Origin of the sequence: Xenorhabdus griffiniae (genome assembly GCF_001028135.1) — a bacterium.
GTDB lineage: Bacteria > Pseudomonadota > Gammaproteobacteria > Enterobacterales > Enterobacteriaceae > Xenorhabdus > Xenorhabdus bakwenae.
This window is the reverse complement of record NZ_LDNM01000041.1, coordinates 1-18839: the sequence shown is the minus strand read 5'-3', so window position 1 is coordinate 18839 and position 18839 is coordinate 1. Positions and strand designations below refer to the sequence as shown.

At 41.9% G+C, this 18839-nt stretch carries 18 protein-coding genes and 2 pseudogenes; 7 read left to right on the top strand and 13 right to left on the bottom strand.

Going from position 1 to position 18839, the window contains the following annotated elements:
* Positions 1–21 precede the first annotated feature (21 nt).
* Together AAY47_RS10650 and AAY47_RS10645 are read left to right on the top strand one after the other, a co-directional pair.
* Entirely contained in the window at positions 22–1473 is a 1452-nt protein-coding gene (locus AAY47_RS10650; RefSeq protein ID WP_047769669.1) for a bifunctional 2-methylcitrate dehydratase/aconitate hydratase, read from the top strand.
* Between the two features lie 139 nt (positions 1474–1612).
* A complete protein-coding gene (locus AAY47_RS10645) occupies positions 1613–3505 on the top strand; it encodes a propionate--CoA ligase (protein ID WP_047769667.1) in 1893 nt (630 codons plus the stop codon).
* A 155-nt stretch (positions 3506–3660) separates the two neighbouring features.
* Here the strand turns inward: AAY47_RS10645 and AAY47_RS10640 are convergent, their stop codons facing one another.
* Entirely contained in the window at positions 3661–4068 is a 408-nt protein-coding gene (locus tag AAY47_RS10640) for an Ail/Lom family outer membrane beta-barrel protein (RefSeq protein WP_053014255.1), read from the bottom strand.
* A gap of 268 nt (positions 4069–4336) precedes the next feature.
* A pseudogene (locus tag AAY47_RS10635) lies at positions 4337–4826 on the bottom strand (glutathione S-transferase N-terminal domain-containing protein).
* Positions 4827–5049: 223 nt separating this feature from the next.
* On the opposite strand from AAY47_RS10635, the gene AAY47_RS10630 reads away from it, so the two are divergent.
* On the top strand, positions 5050–5604 hold the full coding sequence (locus AAY47_RS10630) for a cytochrome b (RefSeq protein WP_047769661.1): 555 nt from the start codon (positions 5050–5052) through the stop codon (positions 5602–5604).
* A gap of 21 nt (positions 5605–5625) precedes the next feature.
* Positions 5626–6207 (top strand): YceI family protein, encoded by a 582-nt coding sequence (locus tag AAY47_RS10625; RefSeq protein WP_047769660.1) that lies wholly within the window; start codon positions 5626–5628, stop codon positions 6205–6207.
* Between the two features lie 66 nt (positions 6208–6273).
* Here the strand turns inward: AAY47_RS10625 and AAY47_RS10620 are convergent, their stop codons facing one another.
* Genes AAY47_RS10620 through pvcA form a run of 3 tightly spaced genes read right to left on the bottom strand, consistent with a single transcriptional unit; the run spans position 6274 to position 9511 of the window.
* Positions 6274–7554: a glycosyltransferase gene (locus tag AAY47_RS10620; RefSeq protein ID WP_047769658.1), complete on the bottom strand. Its 1281-nt coding sequence runs from the start codon at positions 7552–7554 to the stop codon at positions 6274–6276.
* Between the two features lie 30 nt (positions 7555–7584).
* Positions 7585–8469 carry a tyrosine isonitrile desaturase/decarboxylase gene (gene pvcB / locus AAY47_RS10615; protein WP_047769656.1) on the bottom strand — a complete coding sequence of 295 codons (885 nt, stop codon included), beginning with the start codon at positions 8467–8469 and terminating at the stop codon, positions 7585–7587.
* Between the two features lie 43 nt (positions 8470–8512).
* Positions 8513–9511, bottom strand: a complete 999-nt coding sequence (pvcA, locus tag AAY47_RS10610) for an L-tyrosine isonitrile synthase (protein WP_047769654.1) — start codon at positions 9509–9511, stop codon at positions 8513–8515.
* 556 nt (positions 9512–10067) lie between these two features.
* On the opposite strand from pvcA, the gene AAY47_RS23295 reads away from it, so the two are divergent.
* Positions 10068–10289 carry an ATP-dependent Clp protease proteolytic subunit gene (locus AAY47_RS23295; protein ID WP_369813280.1) on the top strand — a complete coding sequence of 74 codons (222 nt, stop codon included), beginning with the start codon at positions 10068–10070 and terminating at the stop codon, positions 10287–10289.
* Here AAY47_RS23295 and AAY47_RS10605 read toward each other — a convergent pair.
* Positions 10233–10826 carry a TetR/AcrR family transcriptional regulator gene (locus tag AAY47_RS10605; RefSeq protein WP_235428339.1) on the bottom strand — a complete coding sequence of 198 codons (594 nt, stop codon included), beginning with the start codon at positions 10824–10826 and terminating at the stop codon, positions 10233–10235. The genes AAY47_RS23295 and AAY47_RS10605 overlap by 57 nt on opposite strands.
* Positions 10827–10939: 113 nt before the next feature.
* Between AAY47_RS10605 and AAY47_RS10600 the strand changes: the two genes are divergently transcribed.
* Entirely contained in the window at positions 10940–12160 is a 1221-nt protein-coding gene (locus AAY47_RS10600) for an MFS transporter (protein WP_235428338.1), read from the top strand.
* Positions 12161–12263: 103 nt separating this feature from the next.
* Here the strand turns inward: AAY47_RS10600 and AAY47_RS10595 are convergent, their stop codons facing one another.
* The 3 genes from AAY47_RS10595 to eco all read right to left on the bottom strand — a co-directional run bounded on the left by AAY47_RS10595 (position 12264) and on the right by eco (position 14329).
* Positions 12264–12716, bottom strand: coding sequence for a GNAT family N-acetyltransferase (locus tag AAY47_RS10595; protein WP_047769650.1), 453 nt, complete (start codon positions 12714–12716; stop codon positions 12264–12266).
* A 102-nt stretch (positions 12717–12818) separates the two neighbouring features.
* Positions 12819–13526 carry an aquaporin Z gene (gene aqpZ, locus AAY47_RS10590; protein ID WP_047769648.1) on the bottom strand — a complete coding sequence of 236 codons (708 nt, stop codon included), beginning with the start codon at positions 13524–13526 and terminating at the stop codon, positions 12819–12821.
* 326 nt (positions 13527–13852) lie between these two features.
* A complete protein-coding gene (eco, locus tag AAY47_RS10585; RefSeq protein WP_047769646.1) occupies positions 13853–14329 on the bottom strand; it encodes a serine protease inhibitor ecotin in 477 nt (158 codons plus the stop codon).
* Positions 14330–14598: 269 nt separating this feature from the next.
* On the opposite strand from eco, the gene AAY47_RS10580 reads away from it, so the two are divergent.
* Entirely contained in the window at positions 14599–14823 is a 225-nt protein-coding gene (locus AAY47_RS10580) for a YdcH family protein (protein ID WP_047769721.1), read from the top strand.
* Between the two features lie 143 nt (positions 14824–14966).
* Here the strand turns inward: AAY47_RS10580 and AAY47_RS10575 are convergent, their stop codons facing one another.
* The 4 genes and pseudogenes from AAY47_RS10575 to AAY47_RS21980 all read right to left on the bottom strand — a co-directional run.
* Positions 14967–15203: an ogr/Delta-like zinc finger family protein gene (locus AAY47_RS10575; RefSeq protein ID WP_047769644.1), complete on the bottom strand. Its 237-nt coding sequence runs from the start codon at positions 15201–15203 to the stop codon at positions 14967–14969.
* Positions 15204–15317: 114 nt separating this feature from the next.
* The gene (locus AAY47_RS10570; RefSeq protein ID WP_047769642.1) at positions 15318–16781 is read right to left on the bottom strand and encodes a phage late control D family protein; all 1464 of its coding nucleotides are present in this window, start codon (positions 16779–16781) and stop codon (positions 15318–15320) included.
* A complete protein-coding gene (locus AAY47_RS10565; protein WP_047769640.1) occupies positions 16778–17284 on the bottom strand; it encodes a phage tail protein in 507 nt (168 codons plus the stop codon). The genes AAY47_RS10570 and AAY47_RS10565 overlap by 4 nt, the downstream gene beginning before the upstream one ends.
* Positions 17281–18839: pseudogene (locus AAY47_RS21980) on the bottom strand (phage tail protein); the annotation flags it as partial. The gene AAY47_RS10565 and the pseudogene AAY47_RS21980, both read right to left, overlap by 4 nt.

Below are 18839 nucleotides of genomic sequence, written 5' to 3'. Positions count from 1 at the left end.
AATTCGATTTAAGGATTAATTATGTCTACCTCTGTTGTTAACAACCGTCCTGATTACGATCAGGTGATTGTAGATATTGTGGATTATGTCATGGACTACACCATTACATCCCCAATTGCTTACGCCACAGCCCACCACTGCCTGATAGATACGTTGGGTTGTGGACTGGAAGCGCTGGAATATCCCGCCTGTACAAAGTTATTAGGGCCAATTGCGCCGGGCACAACGGTGCTTAATGGCGCGCGTGTACCCGGAACTCAATTTCAGCTCGATCCTGTTCAGGCTGCATTCAACATTGGAGCCATGATCCGCTGGCTTGATTTCAATGACACCTGGCTGGCGGCCGAATGGGGACATCCTTCTGATAATCTTGGCGGAATACTTGCCACCGCCGACTGGTTGTCCAGAAATGCGCTTGCCCACGGAGAAAAACCACTCACCATGTGGGATATTCTGACAGCGATGATTAAGGCGCATGAAATTCAAGGCTGTCTGGCATTAGAAAATGCTTTCAATAAAGTCGGATTGGATCATGTCGTTTTAGTCAAAGTGGCATCTACGGCGGTTGTTGCCCAACTATTAGGGTTGAAACGGGAAGAAATATTAAGTGCGGTTTCATTAGCCTGGGTTGACGGACAATCCTTGAGAACTTACCGCCATGCCCCCAATACCGGCTCTCGCAAATCCTGGGCGGCGGGAGATGCAACTTCCCGTGCCGTACGTCTGGCGTTGATAGCCCAAACAGGCGAAATGGGCTATCCCTCCGTATTGACGACCAAAACCTGGGGGTTTTATGACGTCCTGTTCAATGGTCAGCCCTTCAAATTCCAGCGCCCTTATGGCGCTTATGTGATGGAAAATGTGTTGTTCAAAATCGCTTTCCCGGCAGAATTCCATTCACAAACTGCGGTAGAAGCGGCTATGATCTTACATCAGCAACTGAAAGAGCGCGGCAAGGGAATTGAAGATATTGCTCACATCACAATACGCACCCACGAAGCCTGTATCAGGATCATTGATAAACGAGGACCATTGAATAATCCCGCCGACAGGGATCACTGCATTCAATATATGGTTGCTATTGCACTGATTTTTGGTCGTCTTACGGCGGCGGATTATGAAGATGATATCGCGGCCGATCCACGCATTGACGCCTTGCGGGAAAAAATAGTCTGCGTCGAAGACCCCGATTTTACCCGTGATTATCACGATCCCGAAAAACGCGCCATCGCCAATGCGCTGACGTTGACATTCATCGATGGCACCCAACCGGACGAAGTTAAAATCGAATTCCCGCTTGGACACGCCCGTCGCCGCAAAGAGGGCATTCCGCTATTAGAGAAGAAATTCAAAACCAATCTGGCGCGTCGCTTCCCGCAAGAGCAGCAACAAAAAATTTTAGCGGTATCTCTTGACCTGATGTCATTGAGAGACATTCCGGTAAACGAATACCTTGATTTGTATGTCATATAATGTGTATACCCATCCAACTTCAAGATGCGTGTTATATTTCCCCGCACAGCGGGGAAATATAAGGCCTCGCGTCGTCTTACGGATTGCAGCTTGAAGTTTATCGGGTATATACCCCTGAGCGATGGATGTAGGAGAGATTATGTCATTCCAAGATTTCTATCAGCATTCAATTGATGATCCCGCTACTTTCTGGGCAGAACAGGCTGAACGAATACACTGGCAACAGCCTTTTGAACAGGCGCTGGATCATAGTCATCCCCCGTTTGCCCGTTGGTTTTGTGGGGGAAAAACTAATCTCTGCTACAACGCACTCGACCGCTGGTTGGAAAGCCAACCCGATGCCAGAGCACTGATTGCCATTTCAACGGAAACTAAAACCAATAGCGAGCGAGTTTTCACCTATAAAGAATTACATCGGGAAGTGAATCGAGCCGCCGCCATCATGTTGTCGCTCGGCGTAAAAAAAGGCGATCGTGTCGTTGTTTATATGCCAATGGTGGCCGAAGCCCTGTTTATTTTACTGGCCTGTGCCCGTATTGGGGCAATCCATTCGGTCGTATTTGGCGGTTTTGCTTCCCACAGTCTCGCTACCCGATTAGATAACGCCGAACCGGTTTTAGTCGTCTCAGCGGATGCGGGTTCACGTGGGGGAAAAATCATCCCCTATAAGCCTCTGCTTGATGAAGCTATTGCGTTAGCCAAGCACACGCCCCGCCATGTTTTAATGGTAGATCGCGGGCTATCCGATATTCATTGGGTGAACGGCAGGGATATAGATTTTGCCACACTACGGCAGCAGCATCTTGATGCGGAAGTTCCTGTCACCTGGCTCGGTTCCAATGAAACGTCTTGTGTGCTCTATACATCAGGTACAACCGGAACCCCGAAAGGGGTTCAACGTGATGTCGGCGGTTATGCCGTAGCGCTGGCAACATCAATGGACCTTATTTTTGGTGGTAAGGCAGGCGGCGTTTTTTTCTGCACATCGGATATTGGCTGGGTTGTCGGGCACTCTTATATTGTCTATGCCCCCTTGATCGCCGGCATGGCTACTATCATGTATGAAGGTCTCCCGATACGCCCGGATGCGGGCATCTGGTGGCAAATTGTCGAAAAACATCGTGTCACCCGAATGTTTTCTGCCCCTACAGCAATCCGCGTTCTGAAAAAATACCCGACGGATTGTATCGCCAAATATGATATCTCATCGCTTGAAACACTCTATTTAGCGGGAGAACCCCTTGATGAACATACCGCCCGTTGGATTGCCGAAACCATTAATGTGCCTGTCATTGATAACTACTGGCAAACTGAAACGGGCTGGCCCATTATGGCGATTGCCCGCAGTCTGGATGACAGACCAGGCTGTTTTGGCAGCACCGGCTTTCCCATGTACGGTTTTAACGTCAAACTGCTCAACGAACTGACGGGGCAGGAATGTGGGGATAATGAAAAGGGAATGCTGGTCATCAAAGGCCCTTTGCCACCGGGTTGCATCCAGACCATCTATGGCGACGATCCCCGTTTCATTAATACTTACTGGCGTCACTTTGACCAGCAAGTTTATTCGACATTTGACTGGGGGATACGTGACAGCGAGGGTTACTATTTTATTCTGGGACGTTCGGATGATGTGATTAACGTTTCCGGTCATCGTTTGGGAACACGAGAGATTGAAGAGTGCATTGCCAGCCACGAAGATGTCGCCGAAGTTGCCGTCATTGGTATCAAGGATGAAATAAAGGGACAAGCTGCCGTGGCGTTTGCTGTCCTCAAAGAAGGACGAGAAATCCAGAGTGCTGACCATTTTGCCACATTGGAGAAAGCATTAATGGAATTGGTTGATAAGAAAATCGGCAGCGTCGGACGTCCGGTTCGGGTCTATTTTGTGACGCAATTACCGAAAACCCGTTCAGGAAAAATGTTGCGCCGTACCATGCAGGCTATTTGTGAAGGACGTGAGCCAAGCGATATTGCCCTGATTGAGAACCCCGCTTCATTGGAAGCCATTCGGGATGCGATATCTCATTAGTCAATGGATGAAGGATCAACCTATGATAACCATTGATATTTGGTATGGCTCGGTTGATAAACGGCGCAGTTATGCACTATCAGCCATACCAAGTATTCGCCATCAGAAACAACTTGCCCAAACTAAGAAGTTAGAAACGATAGCCAAAGCCGATATTAAAACTCGTTCCCCCATGCTGATGCGCTTTTTGATAAATGACTTTGTTCAATAGCACTATCACCATTATTTTCTGTAAATTTCCCTTTAAAGGAAGCAATACCCACTTGCCCATACATGCTGATATATTGATTAATATGGTAAGTGGGATCTTTCATAGATGAGTAATAATTAAATTTTGCCTTGTAAGTCTCTTCTCTCTCGCCCTTAGCAAGGGTAAATGAAGATAATATTCCCCACTCATTATTAAGTTCATAACGATAATTTAGTGTTACGCTCTTTAATGCTTTTTCTTGTTGTAGTTTGATATGTGCATAACCTACAGAGATAGCTTGAACTTCTGCCTGTGTACATGAGCAAAATAGTAAACCTAGAGCCAGAGTCGATCCCACAATTGAATTTTTCATTCTAACTATCCATTTCTCTATAACTGTTAAAAATACTGATTATACTGCCGGAGATAGACTTCAAAGGTGGGATAATCCGAGGGAGATCAATAATATTTCTAAGGTTAGATGTTTTTTATGCAACCTTGCATTTTGTTTAATCCGCATTTAATGTCGCAGAGTTATTATACTTTTGTACTACATTTTCCCAGCTACTTTTACCCATTTCAGCTCCGTTCCTATACGGAGCTTTTTTTTCCAGATAAATAGATTAACGCTTTTATACCAATCAATGCGTTATTTTAGGCTCTTTTCGTGCAGCTTCTGCCCATTCCACCATTGCAGGATGTTTTGACATACGATCAACCCATCCCTGACTGATTGCAGAAAATTTCAATCCGTAGGTTTGGGTGCGGAAAACCACAGGGGCATAAAATGCATCAACAGCCGTAAATTTATCTCCCGCCAGCCATTCACCCCCAAATCTAGTTAGCCCTTCTCGCCCATTCCCTGGCTGTTTTATCTGATGGCCAAACTTGTATATGTTCTTCAGCAAGATATTCCACAATTACCAGAGAATCCCAGACAGTAATCTCTCCATCAATCAGACAAGGAACCAAACCCGTAGGTGAAAATGCCTGGAATTTCTCACGGCTGCTTTTAGCATCTTCAAAATAGCTCAACTTTTCATTAAAAGGTATATCCAACACTTTGAGCAAAATCCACGGACGCAGTGACCAGGAAGAGTAATTTTTATTGGCTATCCACAATGTATACATCGTCTTTCTCTCTATAATAATGAAACAGTGTAATTAAATAAAATTTAATATTTTCCTATTAAAATAGTGAATTATTTAATCCATTATAAAATACCATATTATTAGAATAACACCCCATAAAAAATAAAATAACACATAAAATAAAGAAATTAATTCACTACGCAATTTAAAAACTCTCGGCTATATTGTAGAAACATATTTATATTAAAAATAAGGATATAATATGTCATTCAAAAACACCTCCACCAGCTTTGGCCAGATTTCTATTCTAATTCATTGGCTAGTCGCGCTCGCTGTTTATGGAATGTTTGCACTTGGATTATGGATGGTCACATTAAGTTATTACGATAACTGGTATCATCGTGCTCCTGAGCTGCATAAAAGTATAGGTAGTTTATTATTTATTGTCATGATTATTCGGGTAGTATGGCGATTTATTTCACCACCACCAAAACCTTTGGCAAGCTACAGTCTTTTTATACGCCTCAGTTCACAATTGATGCAACTCACTCTCTACATCACCTTATTTGGTATTCTATTTAGTGGATATCTTATTTCTACCGCCGATGGGCAACCTATCAGCATTTTTGGCTGGTTTGAAATTCCTGCAACCTTAACAGGTCAAGGCATACAGGCTGATACGGCGGGCGTTATTCATCTTTATCTTGCCTGGACTGTTGTCGTGCTCTCCCTATTACATGGCCTTGCTGCACTGAAACATCACTTTATTGAAAGTGACACCACCCTAAAAAGAATATTTGGTTACAAACCAAATTAAAATGACTTTTGGAGAATTATTATGCTGAAAAAGACGCTAGTAGCCCTGACCGTAGGGGGATGGCTTATGAGTACAGGAAGCGCACTCGCTGCTGATTATAAGTTCGATAAAATAGGCCAACATGCCTTTATTGAATTTCGTATTCAGCATTTAGGATTTAGCTGGCTTTATGGGGGTTTTAAGGATTTCGATGGTAACTTTACTTTTGATCCGCAAAATCCGGCAAACGATAAAGTGAATGTGGTTATCAAAACCGATAGTGTAGATACCAAACATGCCGAACGAGATAAGCATTTACGTGGATCTGACTTTTTGAACAGTAATAAATATCCTGAAGCTAAATTCACATCAACGAATATTAAGAAAGAAGGTGAACATTACTTTATTACCGGCGATCTCACATTAAATGGTGTGACCAAGCCTGTCACACTGGACGCAAAATTGATCAATGCCGGAAACGACCCGTGGGGAGGATATCGCGCGGGTTTTGAGGCGACAGGCAAACTCAAACTAAAAGACTTTAATATTAAAGAAGATCTGGGACCAAAATCTCAGGAAGTCGAACTGATCATTTCCGTTGAAGGCGTGCGGGAAAAAGCCTAATCATAAAAGAACGCGGTAAGAAAAACGTACCGCGTTCTATTTTATCCCCTTCGGCTTTCAAAATACCTATTGGGTCATCAGTTCATTAATATGACGCGTTATTGATGCCAACGCATTATGGGCATCATAATCTGCCTTAATGATCTGTGACTGCTGGTGCCATATCGGGGAAGATAATATCCTTGTCACCGCCTGATATAATTGCTGCTCACTGGGTGTATCAGTATGCAAACTGATACCACAACGTGACCAGATAACGCGGGCGACGGCCTCCAGCTTACCATCTCCTGTTCCCGCGACCACCAAAGGGACACCGTGACGAATGGCTGAATTCAGTGAACCATATCCACCATTGGTAATAAAAATTGATGATTTCGGAAGCCAGTGTTCAAAATTGAGATACTCTACCACTCTGGCATTTTCTGGCAGATCGTTGCCCAGGACATCAATAGAACGGCCACCGGTAATCGCTAATACCCGAACTGGCAACGTAGCCAATGCGTGCAATGCCGGTAATATCAATTGGCTAAAATCAATATTAGCCAGTGTTCCCTGAGTCACCAGAATCAAGGGCTGGCTCTCATCCGGCCAACTGATTTGCGTTTTATCCTCTTCCACTTTCACCGATAATGAGCCGATAAACTCCACCGTTTCAGGTAAATCATCACGAGAAAATTCAAATGACTGAGTTGCCAGTTGTAAGAAACGATCAACTCCGCTCATCAAAACATCATTATGATCTCCTGTCAGTGGGAGACAATCTACGGCAGCAAGTGACTGATTGAATGCGGCCCTGACCTGTTCAATTAATTGGTGCGTTTCCTCATCGACCAATTGCTCGCGTGTTAAATCAGCAGGTAATAATTCAGGTGGGATCCTGGCCCCCCAAAATATGGCATCTTTTGCTGACCACGGCAGCGGAGAAACACCAATAGCAATGACAGGAATACGTTTTTCAGCCGGTTTCTGCAATAACGGCAGCACTGAATAAAAGGTATTATCGATAATGAGCAGGTCAGCTTGTCCTTCTTCGATCACTTGCATCAATTGTTTCGATAACACAGGAATAGGTTCGGCAAAAAATCGCCTTAGCGATAGTGCCATCTGAGTATTTCCCGGTGGATGTTCTGCCCGTTCGGGAAAATATTTTTCCAGATAGCGGTAATCCACATCGACTTGCTTATCGAAAGGAATAAAAGTGGCTCCTAACGCTTCTCCCTTCTGTTGAAACAAGGAACCACTGAATATTGTGACATCGTGTCCCTGTCCTATTAAATGCTCCGCAATAGTGAATATTGGCAAAACATGACCAGGCGTTGCAACCGCAGCTAAGACAATACGCGACATTAATCAAACCTCCTTCAAAGTAACGTCTACTTAATCGGCATTGGAAACAGAACCGGAAACAGAAATAGTACGGAAGCTGTGATTTTTACACACGGGCACGCCGTGGATATGCACTCGTTGAATATGACGAGGAGAACGGGAAATAAAAGCTTCACGTCCATGTAATAAAGTGAAGTTATCGCAAATCGCAATGTCACCAGACTGCCATTGGTGGGCGTAGAAATAACGCGGATCATACAATCGGTTATACAATGTTTTCTCAAGAGCTTGTTGCTCTTCGTGTGACATGCCATCTATCTTCAAAGCGTGATGATCAGCATACTTCACATCTTCTTTGCCCATCGGCTCATTATAACGCATCACCCATTTTTTACCGTCGGGATGAAGACAAACCAACGGTGAAATCACTTCGCCGCCATAATGTGTCACTCGTCTTGTACGGTAAGTAATAGTCGTATTTTTCCATGCATTACGCTCATCATCACTGGTCTCAGTAATCAATTGTTCCGTGTTGACAAACGTGGTGCGCCCTCCTTGAGCCGCTTCGGGGGCAGATACACAGTGAAATATCTGAAATTCAGGGATCGTTTCCCTATACATTCCATCCCAATGCAACGGTACACTACTGCTATCCAGAACATGGTCAGAGGGTTTCGGAGACTCCATAACATCCAATACAGCACCAAATGGCCACATCATGATTTCACCCCAACGGCCAGAATATTCCGCTAATTTCTCTTTATCCGTAAAACCGGATTGAAAGCCACGCAATACAACCAGCAGATGAGTTCGGGCTAATTCACGCAAAGCATCAACCGACAGTGCGGTAATATTCTGGCCAGGGTAATTGGGCGTAATCAATACGCCAAAAGGTTTCATCGCCTCAATATGACAATCAAGTTCATAGGTATTCATGATTTCTCTCTCTAAAATACGGTATACCACGTGGTTATTCTGCTTATGCTGTCGCTGTTTGGAATTCTGTTTGCGGGTTTTCTTCTGATGACATTTCAATCACGTAATGGCTTGGAACACCCCGAATTTCGATCAGCTTTCCATTCATCTTTTTCACTTCATCGCTTTTCATCAGTACAAACTGACCGTTAATATTGGCCGCCACGCCGTGCCACGGCGTCAACCAATCATCGCGGGTTGGCATCATATGAATACCAATTTTGATACTGTCCACGGGCTGCGGGTGAATAGAAAGACGGATCGCCAAAGGGAACTGTTCTGCCAACAAATTACCCCACGCCCAGCTACGTTGAATAACCCCAGCCGAGCGCTGGCGTGCATCTTTTTGCAACGCATTTTTTGAACCTGTATATTCCGGCAATAAGCTATCTTCATAAAGAAAACGAGTAATCGCCCGATATAATTGAACACCTTCTTCCGTTTTTTTAAGTTCTTCTTTGATCTCCTCGATTGAAGAGGCGTAACGACTAACCAATAATTCACGCAGTTGATCGTAATCATTAGTATATTGCGTTAGTGATTCAACGTTACCAAGATTAAAAACTGAAAGATGAGTCGCGCCCAGTTCATGCAACAATTTTTCAATTTCTAATTGATAATGGGTAATTGTGTCATCATCGACAAGAATAAGATCACTAAAAACATGACCATCAGAACAAATAACAATATTTGCCCCAGGTGGATAATAAAGCTGAATACGCTGACAAAGGGAATTCAGAAAAATCAGTGATAATTTTTCTGCCATATCCGGCATTTTACCCAATACTTTTCTAGGATTGGGGGATTTTGTCGGAAAGGCAGGTAAAATACATTCGATAGGTTTCCCTTGCTCCACAAATGCACGGATACGTGGTAGCTGAACCTCGGAAACCTTTTTTTCTTCATCTTGAAGTGTATATTCAGACTCAGGAAAACGACGTCGATACTGCAATAATTCGTGTAAAATTTTGTCAGACACTTCTTCTATGTCAAGATGTTCCATAATTCATTCCTAATTTATTACATTTACATCACGGCTAATTAATGCAATTGACAACATAGCGATATTGCTGGGTATAAAACATCAGCTCACATGCTTTCAAATATATAAAAAAACACAGAAATAAAACTTACAGCATGGAAGTTACAATATACAACTAAATTCAACCATAAATACACTGAGTTTTTTTATTGTATCTTTTTTTATTACATGTGTTATACAACCATAAAAATCATGAACATAAATATATATCATTATAATTTCATAAAAAAATTAAAATTTTTAAAAATTTAATTCAATTTTTTTGATGATGTTACAAAACAAAAATAAAGTTCAAAGTTCTTAATAAATATTATTTTTAAAGGCTATATTATTTATATATCCAACATTATTTGTTACGGAATAAAAATAATGCATAACGAATTTACCAATAAATCCGAAAACGAGGGGGCAATAACCCCATGTACTCAAAATCAACTCATTAAATCGCGCTGCGTTATTATCGCGGGAGAAATTAATCAACAACTCGCTGAAAAAAGTAATAACGAAGCTAATAATTTTGCAGGAAATCAGTAGTGATCCAATAAAAATATTTATCAATAGTCAAGGTGGGCACGTTGAAGCAAGTGATACCCTGCATGACATGATTAAATTTATCAAACCCAGAGTCGTGATGATTGGTACTGGTTGGGTAGCACGTGCTGGCTTTCTGGTATCAATTAATTTAAGAAGGTATTGCAGCCATTGCCGGCTCAATCAAACTCATCAGTTCTTCTTTTGACACGCCATCACGTGACTGCAATGAAATGGCCTGCATAATCCCCAAAAAATATGATGCCAATTTTCCAACATTGGTATCATCGGGTAACTCACCATCTTTTACCCCTTTTTCTATCCGACTATGAATCAATGCGAGTGTGTTTTTACGCACAGTTTTAAGATAAGCATGAACATCCTCATTTTCTTGAGAATGGTTAATCACTCCTAAAATCAGCAAACAGCCGCCGGATCGGTTCGAAGTCGCCACCTCGACAGAGCACTCTAACATTGCTCGCACACCTTCCCTTACACTAACAGCTTCATTAAGACTGTCCATTGCTTTAGCCCCGACTGTTTTAATATAGAGTTCAACCGCTGCATAAAAGGCTTTTTTCTTACTGCCAAATGCCGAATAGAAACTCGGTGGGTTGATATTCATCGCAACCGTGAGATCAACAAGTTGTGTACCTTCATAACCTTTATTCCAAAACAGCTCCATTGCTTGTTGAAGCGCAATATCACGATTAAAACTTAAAGGACGTCCTCGTTGTGCCATCATATGTACCATTGTTATTTTTGTAGTAACTATAACATAAATATATTGACCCATTTTCGCAAGTCATATAATTTTGTAATCCCTACTACATAAATGATCAACAAAAGACGCTAATTATGGAAAACTTAAGCCCTAGTAATATGAATAATTGCCATACTACGACAAAGCATAAATCGATTCCTCTGGCCATTTACATCCTAACCATCGGTATCTTCACTATAGTGACTAGTGAATTTCAAGTGACGGGAATGGTACCAATTATGGCTTACGATTTAGGCGTATCCATTTCTCAAATTGGTTATCTTGTTTCCTTATATGCTTTAGCCATGGCGTTTGGTGGCCCACTTCTCGCTACGGGATTATTAAAAACATCCCCCAAAACAGCATTAATTAGCCTATACGTGACTTTCATTATCGGTGAAATCCTTGGTGCACTTGCAAATTCCTATCCCATGCTAATGGTCGCAAGGATTATCACTGGTGCCGCTTCGGGAGCCTTCTTTGGTGTTGCACTGGCAATCTGTGTGGAAATCGTAAGGGAACAGCAACGAGCATGGGCAATTTCTATTGTACTTTCCGGCATTATGTTGGGAACGATCTTAGGGCTACCCATGGCTAACTTAATAGGCACATATGTCGGTTGGAGAGAAAGTTTTTGGACAACCAGTGTATTAGCCACAATAGCAAGTGTTATCAGCATATTTTACCTTCCCTCTATCCCCAAAATCCCTGCTATTAGTTTACGTGCGGAACTAAGAGAACTAAAAAATCTGAAATTATGGTGTGTTTTTTCCACCAGCTTGCTGATTATCGGGGCAACTTTTGCGGCATTTACTTACTTTATACCAATATTAAAAGAGGTAACGGGTTTCAGTGATGATATGATCGCCAGTTTGCTGATTCTCTATGGTATCGCCACAATAGTGGGCAATATCGTGGTAGGTAAATTCGCAGATCGCCATATAATCACAGTCTTAACCATCGGCTTAATTTCTCTTACCCTATTTCTCCTGCTCTTTGGTTTGTTTGCTGATAACAAATCACTTGCAGCCTTATCCCTAATTGGTATCGGATTAGTCGGAGTAACGATGAACCCAGCTATGGTCATTCGGGTGATGCGAACAGCTAATAGTCGCCCACTGGTTAATACAATTCACTCCTCCGTGATAACGCTTGGTGTGGTCATCGGCTCTTTTCTTGGTGGATTGTGTATTGATTTAGGCTGGGGATTGCAAGCTCCACTATGGGTTGGTGCATTGATGGCTTTCATTGGCTTAACAACTTTATTACCTGATATTTTCACCTTATATAAAGAAAATAATACGGCTAATAGATGATGAGATTTATTTTCAGCGTGAATTTTTATTTCTAATGAGTGGATATAAACAGCGCAGGCGGTATTATCCAAACACTAATAAGAACCGCCTGCTTTCTTAACACTTATTGAGGTACTCCAGGGATTTTCGTTTTGTCTAATGTCCATACAAAATCCTGCTCTACGACAGGTGAAAATCCCAGTTTCTTATAAAGCCAACCTGCATGAGAAGTCACCAACATCACATGTTTTACATAGGGAATAATCGGATGCTGTAAAACACATTCTACCAACCAACGCCCTAATCCTTTCTTCTGATAGTCATCGATAATAAACACATCAGAAAGATAAGAAAACATTGAAAAATCAGTTACTAATCTTGCAAATCCAATTGATTTATCACGATGAAATAATGCAAAGCATAAACTATTTTCTATTGCAGTTTTGACTTTATCCAACTCAACACCCCGCGCCCAAAATAATTGCGTTAATTCACTATGAACGAAATGCATATCGATCTTACTCTTATCCGTTGTGATCCAATATTCACCCCGTTCCCATGTTATATTTTGTTCCATCATTTTTCCTTTTAAGAAGAGCTTGAAATGTGAATAAATCTACCATAAAAAGGAATAAAAAAAGCCATGCTATAACATGGCTTAATCAAAATGAGGGAAATATCAATTAACGGATGAATCATCTTTCTGTAAGAGTGTCCGGTATATCAATCCACCGATAGTACCGCCAATTAATGGAATCAACCAAAATACCCAAAGCTGCTCCAAGGCCCAGGTCCCCTGAAAAATAGCAACCGCAGTACTTCTTGCCGGGTTAACCGAAGTATTTGTGACTGGAATACTGATTAAGTGAATAAGTGTCAATGCTAAACCGATAGCCAATGGTGCAAAACTTGCTGGTGCATTTTTATCTGTTGCTCCAAGAATGACAATCAAGAAAAAACCGGTTAATACTAATTCAATAATAATTGCAGCTTGTAATGAAAAACCACCAGGAGAATGTTCACCATAGCCATTAGATGCAAAACCACTTGCCGTTGCATCAAAACCACTTTTACCGCTGGCGATAAGGTACAGTACTGCGGCTGCCGCAATTCCTCCTATGACCTGGGCAATAATATAAGGAATAACATCTTTAGCTGAAATACGCCCGCCAGCGAACAATCCCAATGTTACCGCCGGATTAAAATGCCCTCCTGAAATATGCCCTACGGCATAGGCCATCGTTACCACCGTTAAACCAAAAGCCAGAGATACGCCGACAAAACCAATCCCCAGCTGTGGAAATGCCGCAGCTAAAACAGCACTACCACATCCACCAAACACCAACCAAAAAGTCCCCAAAAACTCTGCCGATAACTTTTTAAACATTCGATGATTCCTCAATGAGATTTGCATGAATGCAAAAGAATCCACAAACAGTTTAGTTAGTGTTTTTAATTATGGGCAAGGAACCACAGACAGAAAAATAAAGAAAAAACCAATATAAATCGATTTATACTCGATAAACTTCAAGTTGCAATCCGCCAGACGACGCAAGGCCTTATATTTCCCCGTGCAGCAGGGAAATATAACACGCATCCTGAAATTGAATTGGTATATTGTTACATTAACAATAAGCAACGAAGAAATGCATTTTTAAACAACCTGAGTTTAATATAACAACCCAGGTTGTTTATTTTAGTTAATCAAAAAATTTATTTGATAACTGCTTTTTTTACCTCATCCGAGGCTTGCCAAATACGATATTTAACGGTCAACGATTTTGGCGTATATACTACGATAGGTAATTTGCTGTTATAACGGATAAAAGCATCCTTACCTAACTGAACCTGAACAAAACGCACTGTTTCTTCTTCATTTGGACAAGCCATTTTTGTTGAAGCGGGACCCGTCACATTATTTAGCACATAATAGTCATATCCCCAACCCTCCAGCGTTTTAGTCTCCAACTGACCGCCAAACCAGTGATGATTACAATCCACTTTCATATCTTTGCCAATCACCAACTCAACTATATAGCCGTTTTCATGTTCTTTCTGAGGCAATTCAATCACGCTACGAGCCATTTTCTCAGAAGGCGCAGGATAAGGGGCGATATCTTCCAGTTTTTTGTCGGCAAAAACCGAAGTTGATACCATCAATGCAGCTAAAGGAAATAGATATTTTTTCATATATTACCTCTGAATATGTTTAAAAAGGAGACTAGATAATAACAACAAAAAAATTGGGGTAAATTATGTTTTTTGGCAAGGCACTGATTCTTAAAGGCATCAAATAAGAGAAAATCTATTACTCATAATCAATGTTAATTTTTATTAATCACCAATCAGATGAACAGGTTCTACCAGTTCTTTTTTATGTGATATTTCTCAAATCTGATATTAAAATGACCTGCTACACTCTCATTGAGTGTGGTAGTGAATTTCGTATAGGAGGTTTTATGTTTCCAGAATATCGTGATTTAGTATCCAACCTGAAAGAGTCTCATCCCCGCTTCCAATCCCTGTTTGAAAAACATAACCGACTTGACCACGAGATAGCCCAACTTGAAGGCCCAAATGGTGCAGGTTACAACGATAAAGTTGTGCGCCTGAAAAAAGAAAAACTACACATCAAAGATGAAATGCAAAGGATTTTGCAGGAACAATATCAGAACCAGAAATAAACAGCTAAATGGTTTTGACGCCTACTTTGTTGACGAGTGGGCGTCACAAAAAGTTCTCGAATAGAGAACCCCTTCAGTCCAGCATCAAAAAAAAAGCCACCATAACGGTGGCAAAAAAACTGGAGCAATAATTTTTTCGTTATTTATTGTACGGCAGCTGCTTTCTGGCGAGGTTGTCTCTTGGTTTTTGCCCTTGGATGTGGCGTCACATTCTGGACTTCACCTGGCTTAGAAATGAAACGGACAAAGGTTTCATGGCTGACGAACGTTGCCCCACAATTGATATTCTGACATTGGTTATAGCGCTCCTTTGTTTGGCTCGAATGCTCAAAGCTGCTACGTGTATGTGCTGATTGATCACACAGAGGACACTTAATCATATTGTTCACCTTTCTGAAATCGTTATCTTGAAATAACTGTCTTGAAATAACACCGTCTCGTCTGGTGAATAATATATCAAAGATCTCATATCGAGATCAAGTACTCATTTCAAATTAGTCGCTTTTTATTTCGAGATCTAATGATGTCGTAAAACCACTGTCATTGAGCGTATGAGTGACTTTGACCAAGGTCCAGTCAGTTCCATCAATTTCTGGCTTAAACCCTTCTAACTGGATAGGCATTTCAGGATAAATATCAGCACGCCCCAATGCTAATGTGATAGAGAACTGCGCAGCACCTCGTTGTATTTTTTTCCAAGCAGCGATAGCGGCACGCTCTGCACTTTCTTTGTCAGAATAAATACGTGAAAGCGCCAGAGTATTCTCCTGAGTTCCCACCAAATAGCTTGCAGATTCTTGCTGTACCGTCGTCGTTTGATGGTGTTCAACCGTTGATTCACGCTGTTCTTCATAAGATGAGCTTGCTGCAATATCGTAATTTGCTTCTATCTCGATACTGCCGTTACCTTTGTTTTTGCTTTTCTTTTTACTCCCCTTTTTAATATAAGCTGGCTTACCACGACCTTTCGTTTTTGGTTTTTTCTTCGCCAAATTAACTTTGCCAGGTGCAGGTGGTTTAGGTTTAAGATCTTTGTCTTTTTTAGAGGATTGTGGTTGCTTTTTCCCGGAAGAAGCCGCCTCTTTTCTAGTGGTTTTTTTGTCTGTTTGAGAAGAACTTTTGCCTGATGATTGGCGACTACTTTCATATTCAACGACAAGTTCAGCTTTTCCTTCCTCTGATTCCTTTCGCCTCAGTTTAACCGTCTGTTTAGTTGCTGTACGTGTATCCATCCATTGGGCAACAACACCAGTATAGACCTCACGATCGGACAGAGAAAATCTGTGACTATCCCCTGACTGACGCGTGATCAGCACAGTCTGAATATTCTGACCACTCACTGTTTTATTCTGCCCTTGCTGAACAAACAATAATTCGCCATTTTTGACTGAAGCGATTGCACCTTCTTGTTTTGCCAGTCGAGTCAAAAAGCTCATGTCAGATTCATTGGTTTGATCGATATGCACAGAGATATTTTCCAACTCTGAGCTTATCTTAAATGCCAATTTATTTCGGGCAGCAATGGTACTGACAATACTGCCTAGCGTGCATTTATGGTAAGAAATTTCCTTTTTCGTATTCAGATCACCACGAAAATCTGCACTGCGGGCACGAATGGTTAATCGATCGGGCGCACCACTATGTTCAATTTCATCAACAACAAATTTTCCTTTCGGTGTTAAGGAGTGGCCATGCCACCCCAGTTCTAAGATAAGAATATCGCCACGACGAGGCAGCTTCAGCATTCCGTCCGCATCATCCAACTCAATATCGAGCTGGTCTGATTCCAAACCACGATTATCCGTCAATGTTAATGACATCAGGCGTGATTGAATCTTTCCACTGATATCCTGGTTGTTGATTTCCAGCCGAAAAGCAGGCTTACTGGTTTTTCCAGTGACCAAATCAAATTGAGGAACCCAATCCGTGTCGGGTATCCACTTTTCAGAATCAATCATGAGAACACTTCCTTGACTTTACCCACAACATCATCTTTGGATGCAGAAAGTTTCTTTGGCAAATTAGGTAAATCTTTCTTGATATCAGAAAGCTGATCCTGCAAATCGCCCAACATTTCAAACAAATTATTGTCAACACGTCGCAAAGTCAGCGTAAAACTGATTTTTCTGGCCGCACCGCCTGACATAAATTCTGTTTTTGTCTCATCAATGCTTTCGATAACGAACATACCGTAAATGGCACCACTGCCATCAATAAAAGACCACGCCTTGCCACTATCAGCCATCAATTTCAATGCGGTTAATGAAAGTGAACCCCCTGTCAGTTCAGGATAAAGCTCCCCTGATAGCGTGATCGTATCATTGTCTGAACCGACAAACTGCCATGCAGGCCGCGCTCCCACGCGGCTGTTAAAGGCATGTCGCCAACTCTGTTTATATTGAAAAGTCTGATAGGGCGTTGTTTTCAGCATAAAAACAAATAAACCAAGTGCAGCCATCATGAGAAATCTTCTCCTCTGTCTGAAAATGAGCTACGCGTACGAGCCTGTTGTATGCGTTCCCTTTGTTCCAATTCCTGCCTGACCATACGGGCAATATCCTGCGCGGATTGTCCCTGGGAGCCATAGACATAGATGTTATATTGCGGTGCTGCGCCACTGTATTGCTGTGGCTGACTCCGCTCCCGTTTCGCCTGCACTTCCTCATAAGCGTGAGCAGGTAAACTCTGCGCGTGGAATGGTGCATCCTGCGCCACAACCGGTAGTGACATTGTGCTAAGAGCAACACCAGCGGCAGCATATTTCGCTGTATTTCTCCGACTGATCACACTTGCCGGCCCTCTGATAATTTCAGGGCCACGCTCACCTGCGATGCCGAATTCTCCAGCCGGAATATTCCCGCCTGTATCGTATTGAGCAATCTGCTTCGCCTGTTTAGCTGTTTCGCTCTTGGTAACTTCCTCTGATTTTTTTAACGTGACCTCTTTTTTCTCATCATCAGACCACCACGATTTAAACCAATCAGTAATAGAGGCAAATTTATTTTTCAGGTTCTCCCATTTTTCTTGAATACCAGATAACAAACTGTCGATCATATTCGAACCAGCCTGTTTTAATTTTTCAGGAATAGCCTGAACATCAGCAACAATTTCATTCCATCTATCTGAAATTGATTTTTTAACGCTCTCCCAAATTTCCAATGTATTCTGTTTAACGGACTCCCAAACTTCACCTATTTTAGCTTTAACGGATTCCCAGGCTTCTAAAGTGCTTTTTTTAATCGTGTCCCAATTTTGGTAAATAAGACCAATTAATCCCCCATCCATGAAATAACTCTTAATACCTTCCCAAGCAGCACTGACTCTGTCTTTAATTCCCTGCCATGCATTGCTACAAACATTTTTGATGTTTTCCCACAAAGCAGTGAATTTGGGTCCTAATGTTTCCCAATTCTGCCAAATATAAATAGCAGCCATTGCGATAACGCCGATAATAGCAAGAATGGGGTTCGCCATCATAGCTCGGCCAATAAACAGCATTGCTTTACCTAATACACTAAAAGCACTACTTAAAAAAGACAGGCCTTTTACACCAACACTTGCCAGAATATTTATTCCATTACCTAAAACGCCAAAAACCTTTTGACCGATATTCCCTAATACCCCCAAACCTTTTCGTTGTCCTCCAAAGGTATCTTTACCTCCTTTATTAGACAGCAAATCAGCGCCATCATTAAGTGAACCAAAAACCTTGTTTCCGGTTTTACCAAAAAAGTCCATGGCGGCTCTTAGCGCTTCCAAAGCCTCGGTTCCAAATTGTGCAAATGCCTTCAAACCATCTCTTAAATTCTCCATGGCCTGAATCCCCACCTGCGCAAATCTATTCAGATTGGCTCTTAATTCTTCCAGTCCCTGAACTCCAATCTGGGTAAATATATCCAGACTGGATTTTAATTTGTCCAGCGCCTGAACACCCAAATCAGCAAAGAAGGCGAGGCTGGCTTTTAATTCTTCAAACGCTTTCAGCCCCAACTGGGTAAAGACATCCAGCGGTGCCA

Excerpts from the sequence above, each read along its gene's own strand:
- AAY47_RS10650 (WP_047769669.1), top strand. The coding sequence starts at position 22 with ATGTCTACCTCTGTTGTTAACAACCGTCCTGATTACGATCAGGTGATT.
- pvcA (WP_047769654.1), bottom strand. The coding sequence starts at position 9,511 with ATGGAACATCTTGACATAGAAGAAGTGTCTGACAAAATTTTACACGAA.
- eco (WP_047769646.1), bottom strand. The coding sequence starts at position 14,329 with ATGAAAAAATATCTATTTCCTTTAGCTGCATTGATGGTATCAACTTCG.
- AAY47_RS10620 (WP_047769658.1), bottom strand. The coding sequence starts at position 7,554 with ATGTCGCGTATTGTCTTAGCTGCGGTTGCAACGCCTGGTCATGTTTTG.
- AAY47_RS10565 (WP_047769640.1), bottom strand. The coding sequence starts at position 17,284 with ATGATGGCTGCACTTGGTTTATTTGTTTTTATGCTGAAAACAACGCCC.
- pvcB (WP_047769656.1), bottom strand. The coding sequence starts at position 8,469 with ATGAATACCTATGAACTTGATTGTCATATTGAGGCGATGAAACCTTTT.
- AAY47_RS10625 (WP_047769660.1), top strand. The coding sequence starts at position 5,626 with ATGCTGAAAAAGACGCTAGTAGCCCTGACCGTAGGGGGATGGCTTATG.
- AAY47_RS10605 (WP_235428339.1), bottom strand. The coding sequence starts at position 10,826 with ATGATGGCACAACGAGGACGTCCTTTAAGTTTTAATCGTGATATTGCG.
- AAY47_RS10640 (WP_053014255.1), bottom strand. The coding sequence starts at position 4,068 with ATGAAAAATTCAATTGTGGGATCGACTCTGGCTCTAGGTTTACTATTT.
- AAY47_RS10575 (WP_047769644.1), bottom strand. The coding sequence starts at position 15,203 with ATGATTAAGTGTCCTCTGTGTGATCAATCAGCACATACACGTAGCAGC.
- AAY47_RS10630 (WP_047769661.1), top strand. The coding sequence starts at position 5,050 with ATGTCATTCAAAAACACCTCCACCAGCTTTGGCCAGATTTCTATTCTA.
- AAY47_RS10645 (WP_047769667.1), top strand. The coding sequence starts at position 1,613 with ATGTCATTCCAAGATTTCTATCAGCATTCAATTGATGATCCCGCTACT.
- AAY47_RS10570 (WP_047769642.1), bottom strand. The coding sequence starts at position 16,781 with ATGATTGATTCTGAAAAGTGGATACCCGACACGGATTGGGTTCCTCAA.
- AAY47_RS10600 (WP_235428338.1), top strand. The coding sequence starts at position 10,940 with ATGGAAAACTTAAGCCCTAGTAATATGAATAATTGCCATACTACGACA.
- AAY47_RS10580 (WP_047769721.1), top strand. The coding sequence starts at position 14,599 with ATGTTTCCAGAATATCGTGATTTAGTATCCAACCTGAAAGAGTCTCAT.
- aqpZ (WP_047769648.1), bottom strand. The coding sequence starts at position 13,526 with ATGTTTAAAAAGTTATCGGCAGAGTTTTTGGGGACTTTTTGGTTGGTG.
- AAY47_RS10595 (WP_047769650.1), bottom strand. The coding sequence starts at position 12,716 with ATGGAACAAAATATAACATGGGAACGGGGTGAATATTGGATCACAACG.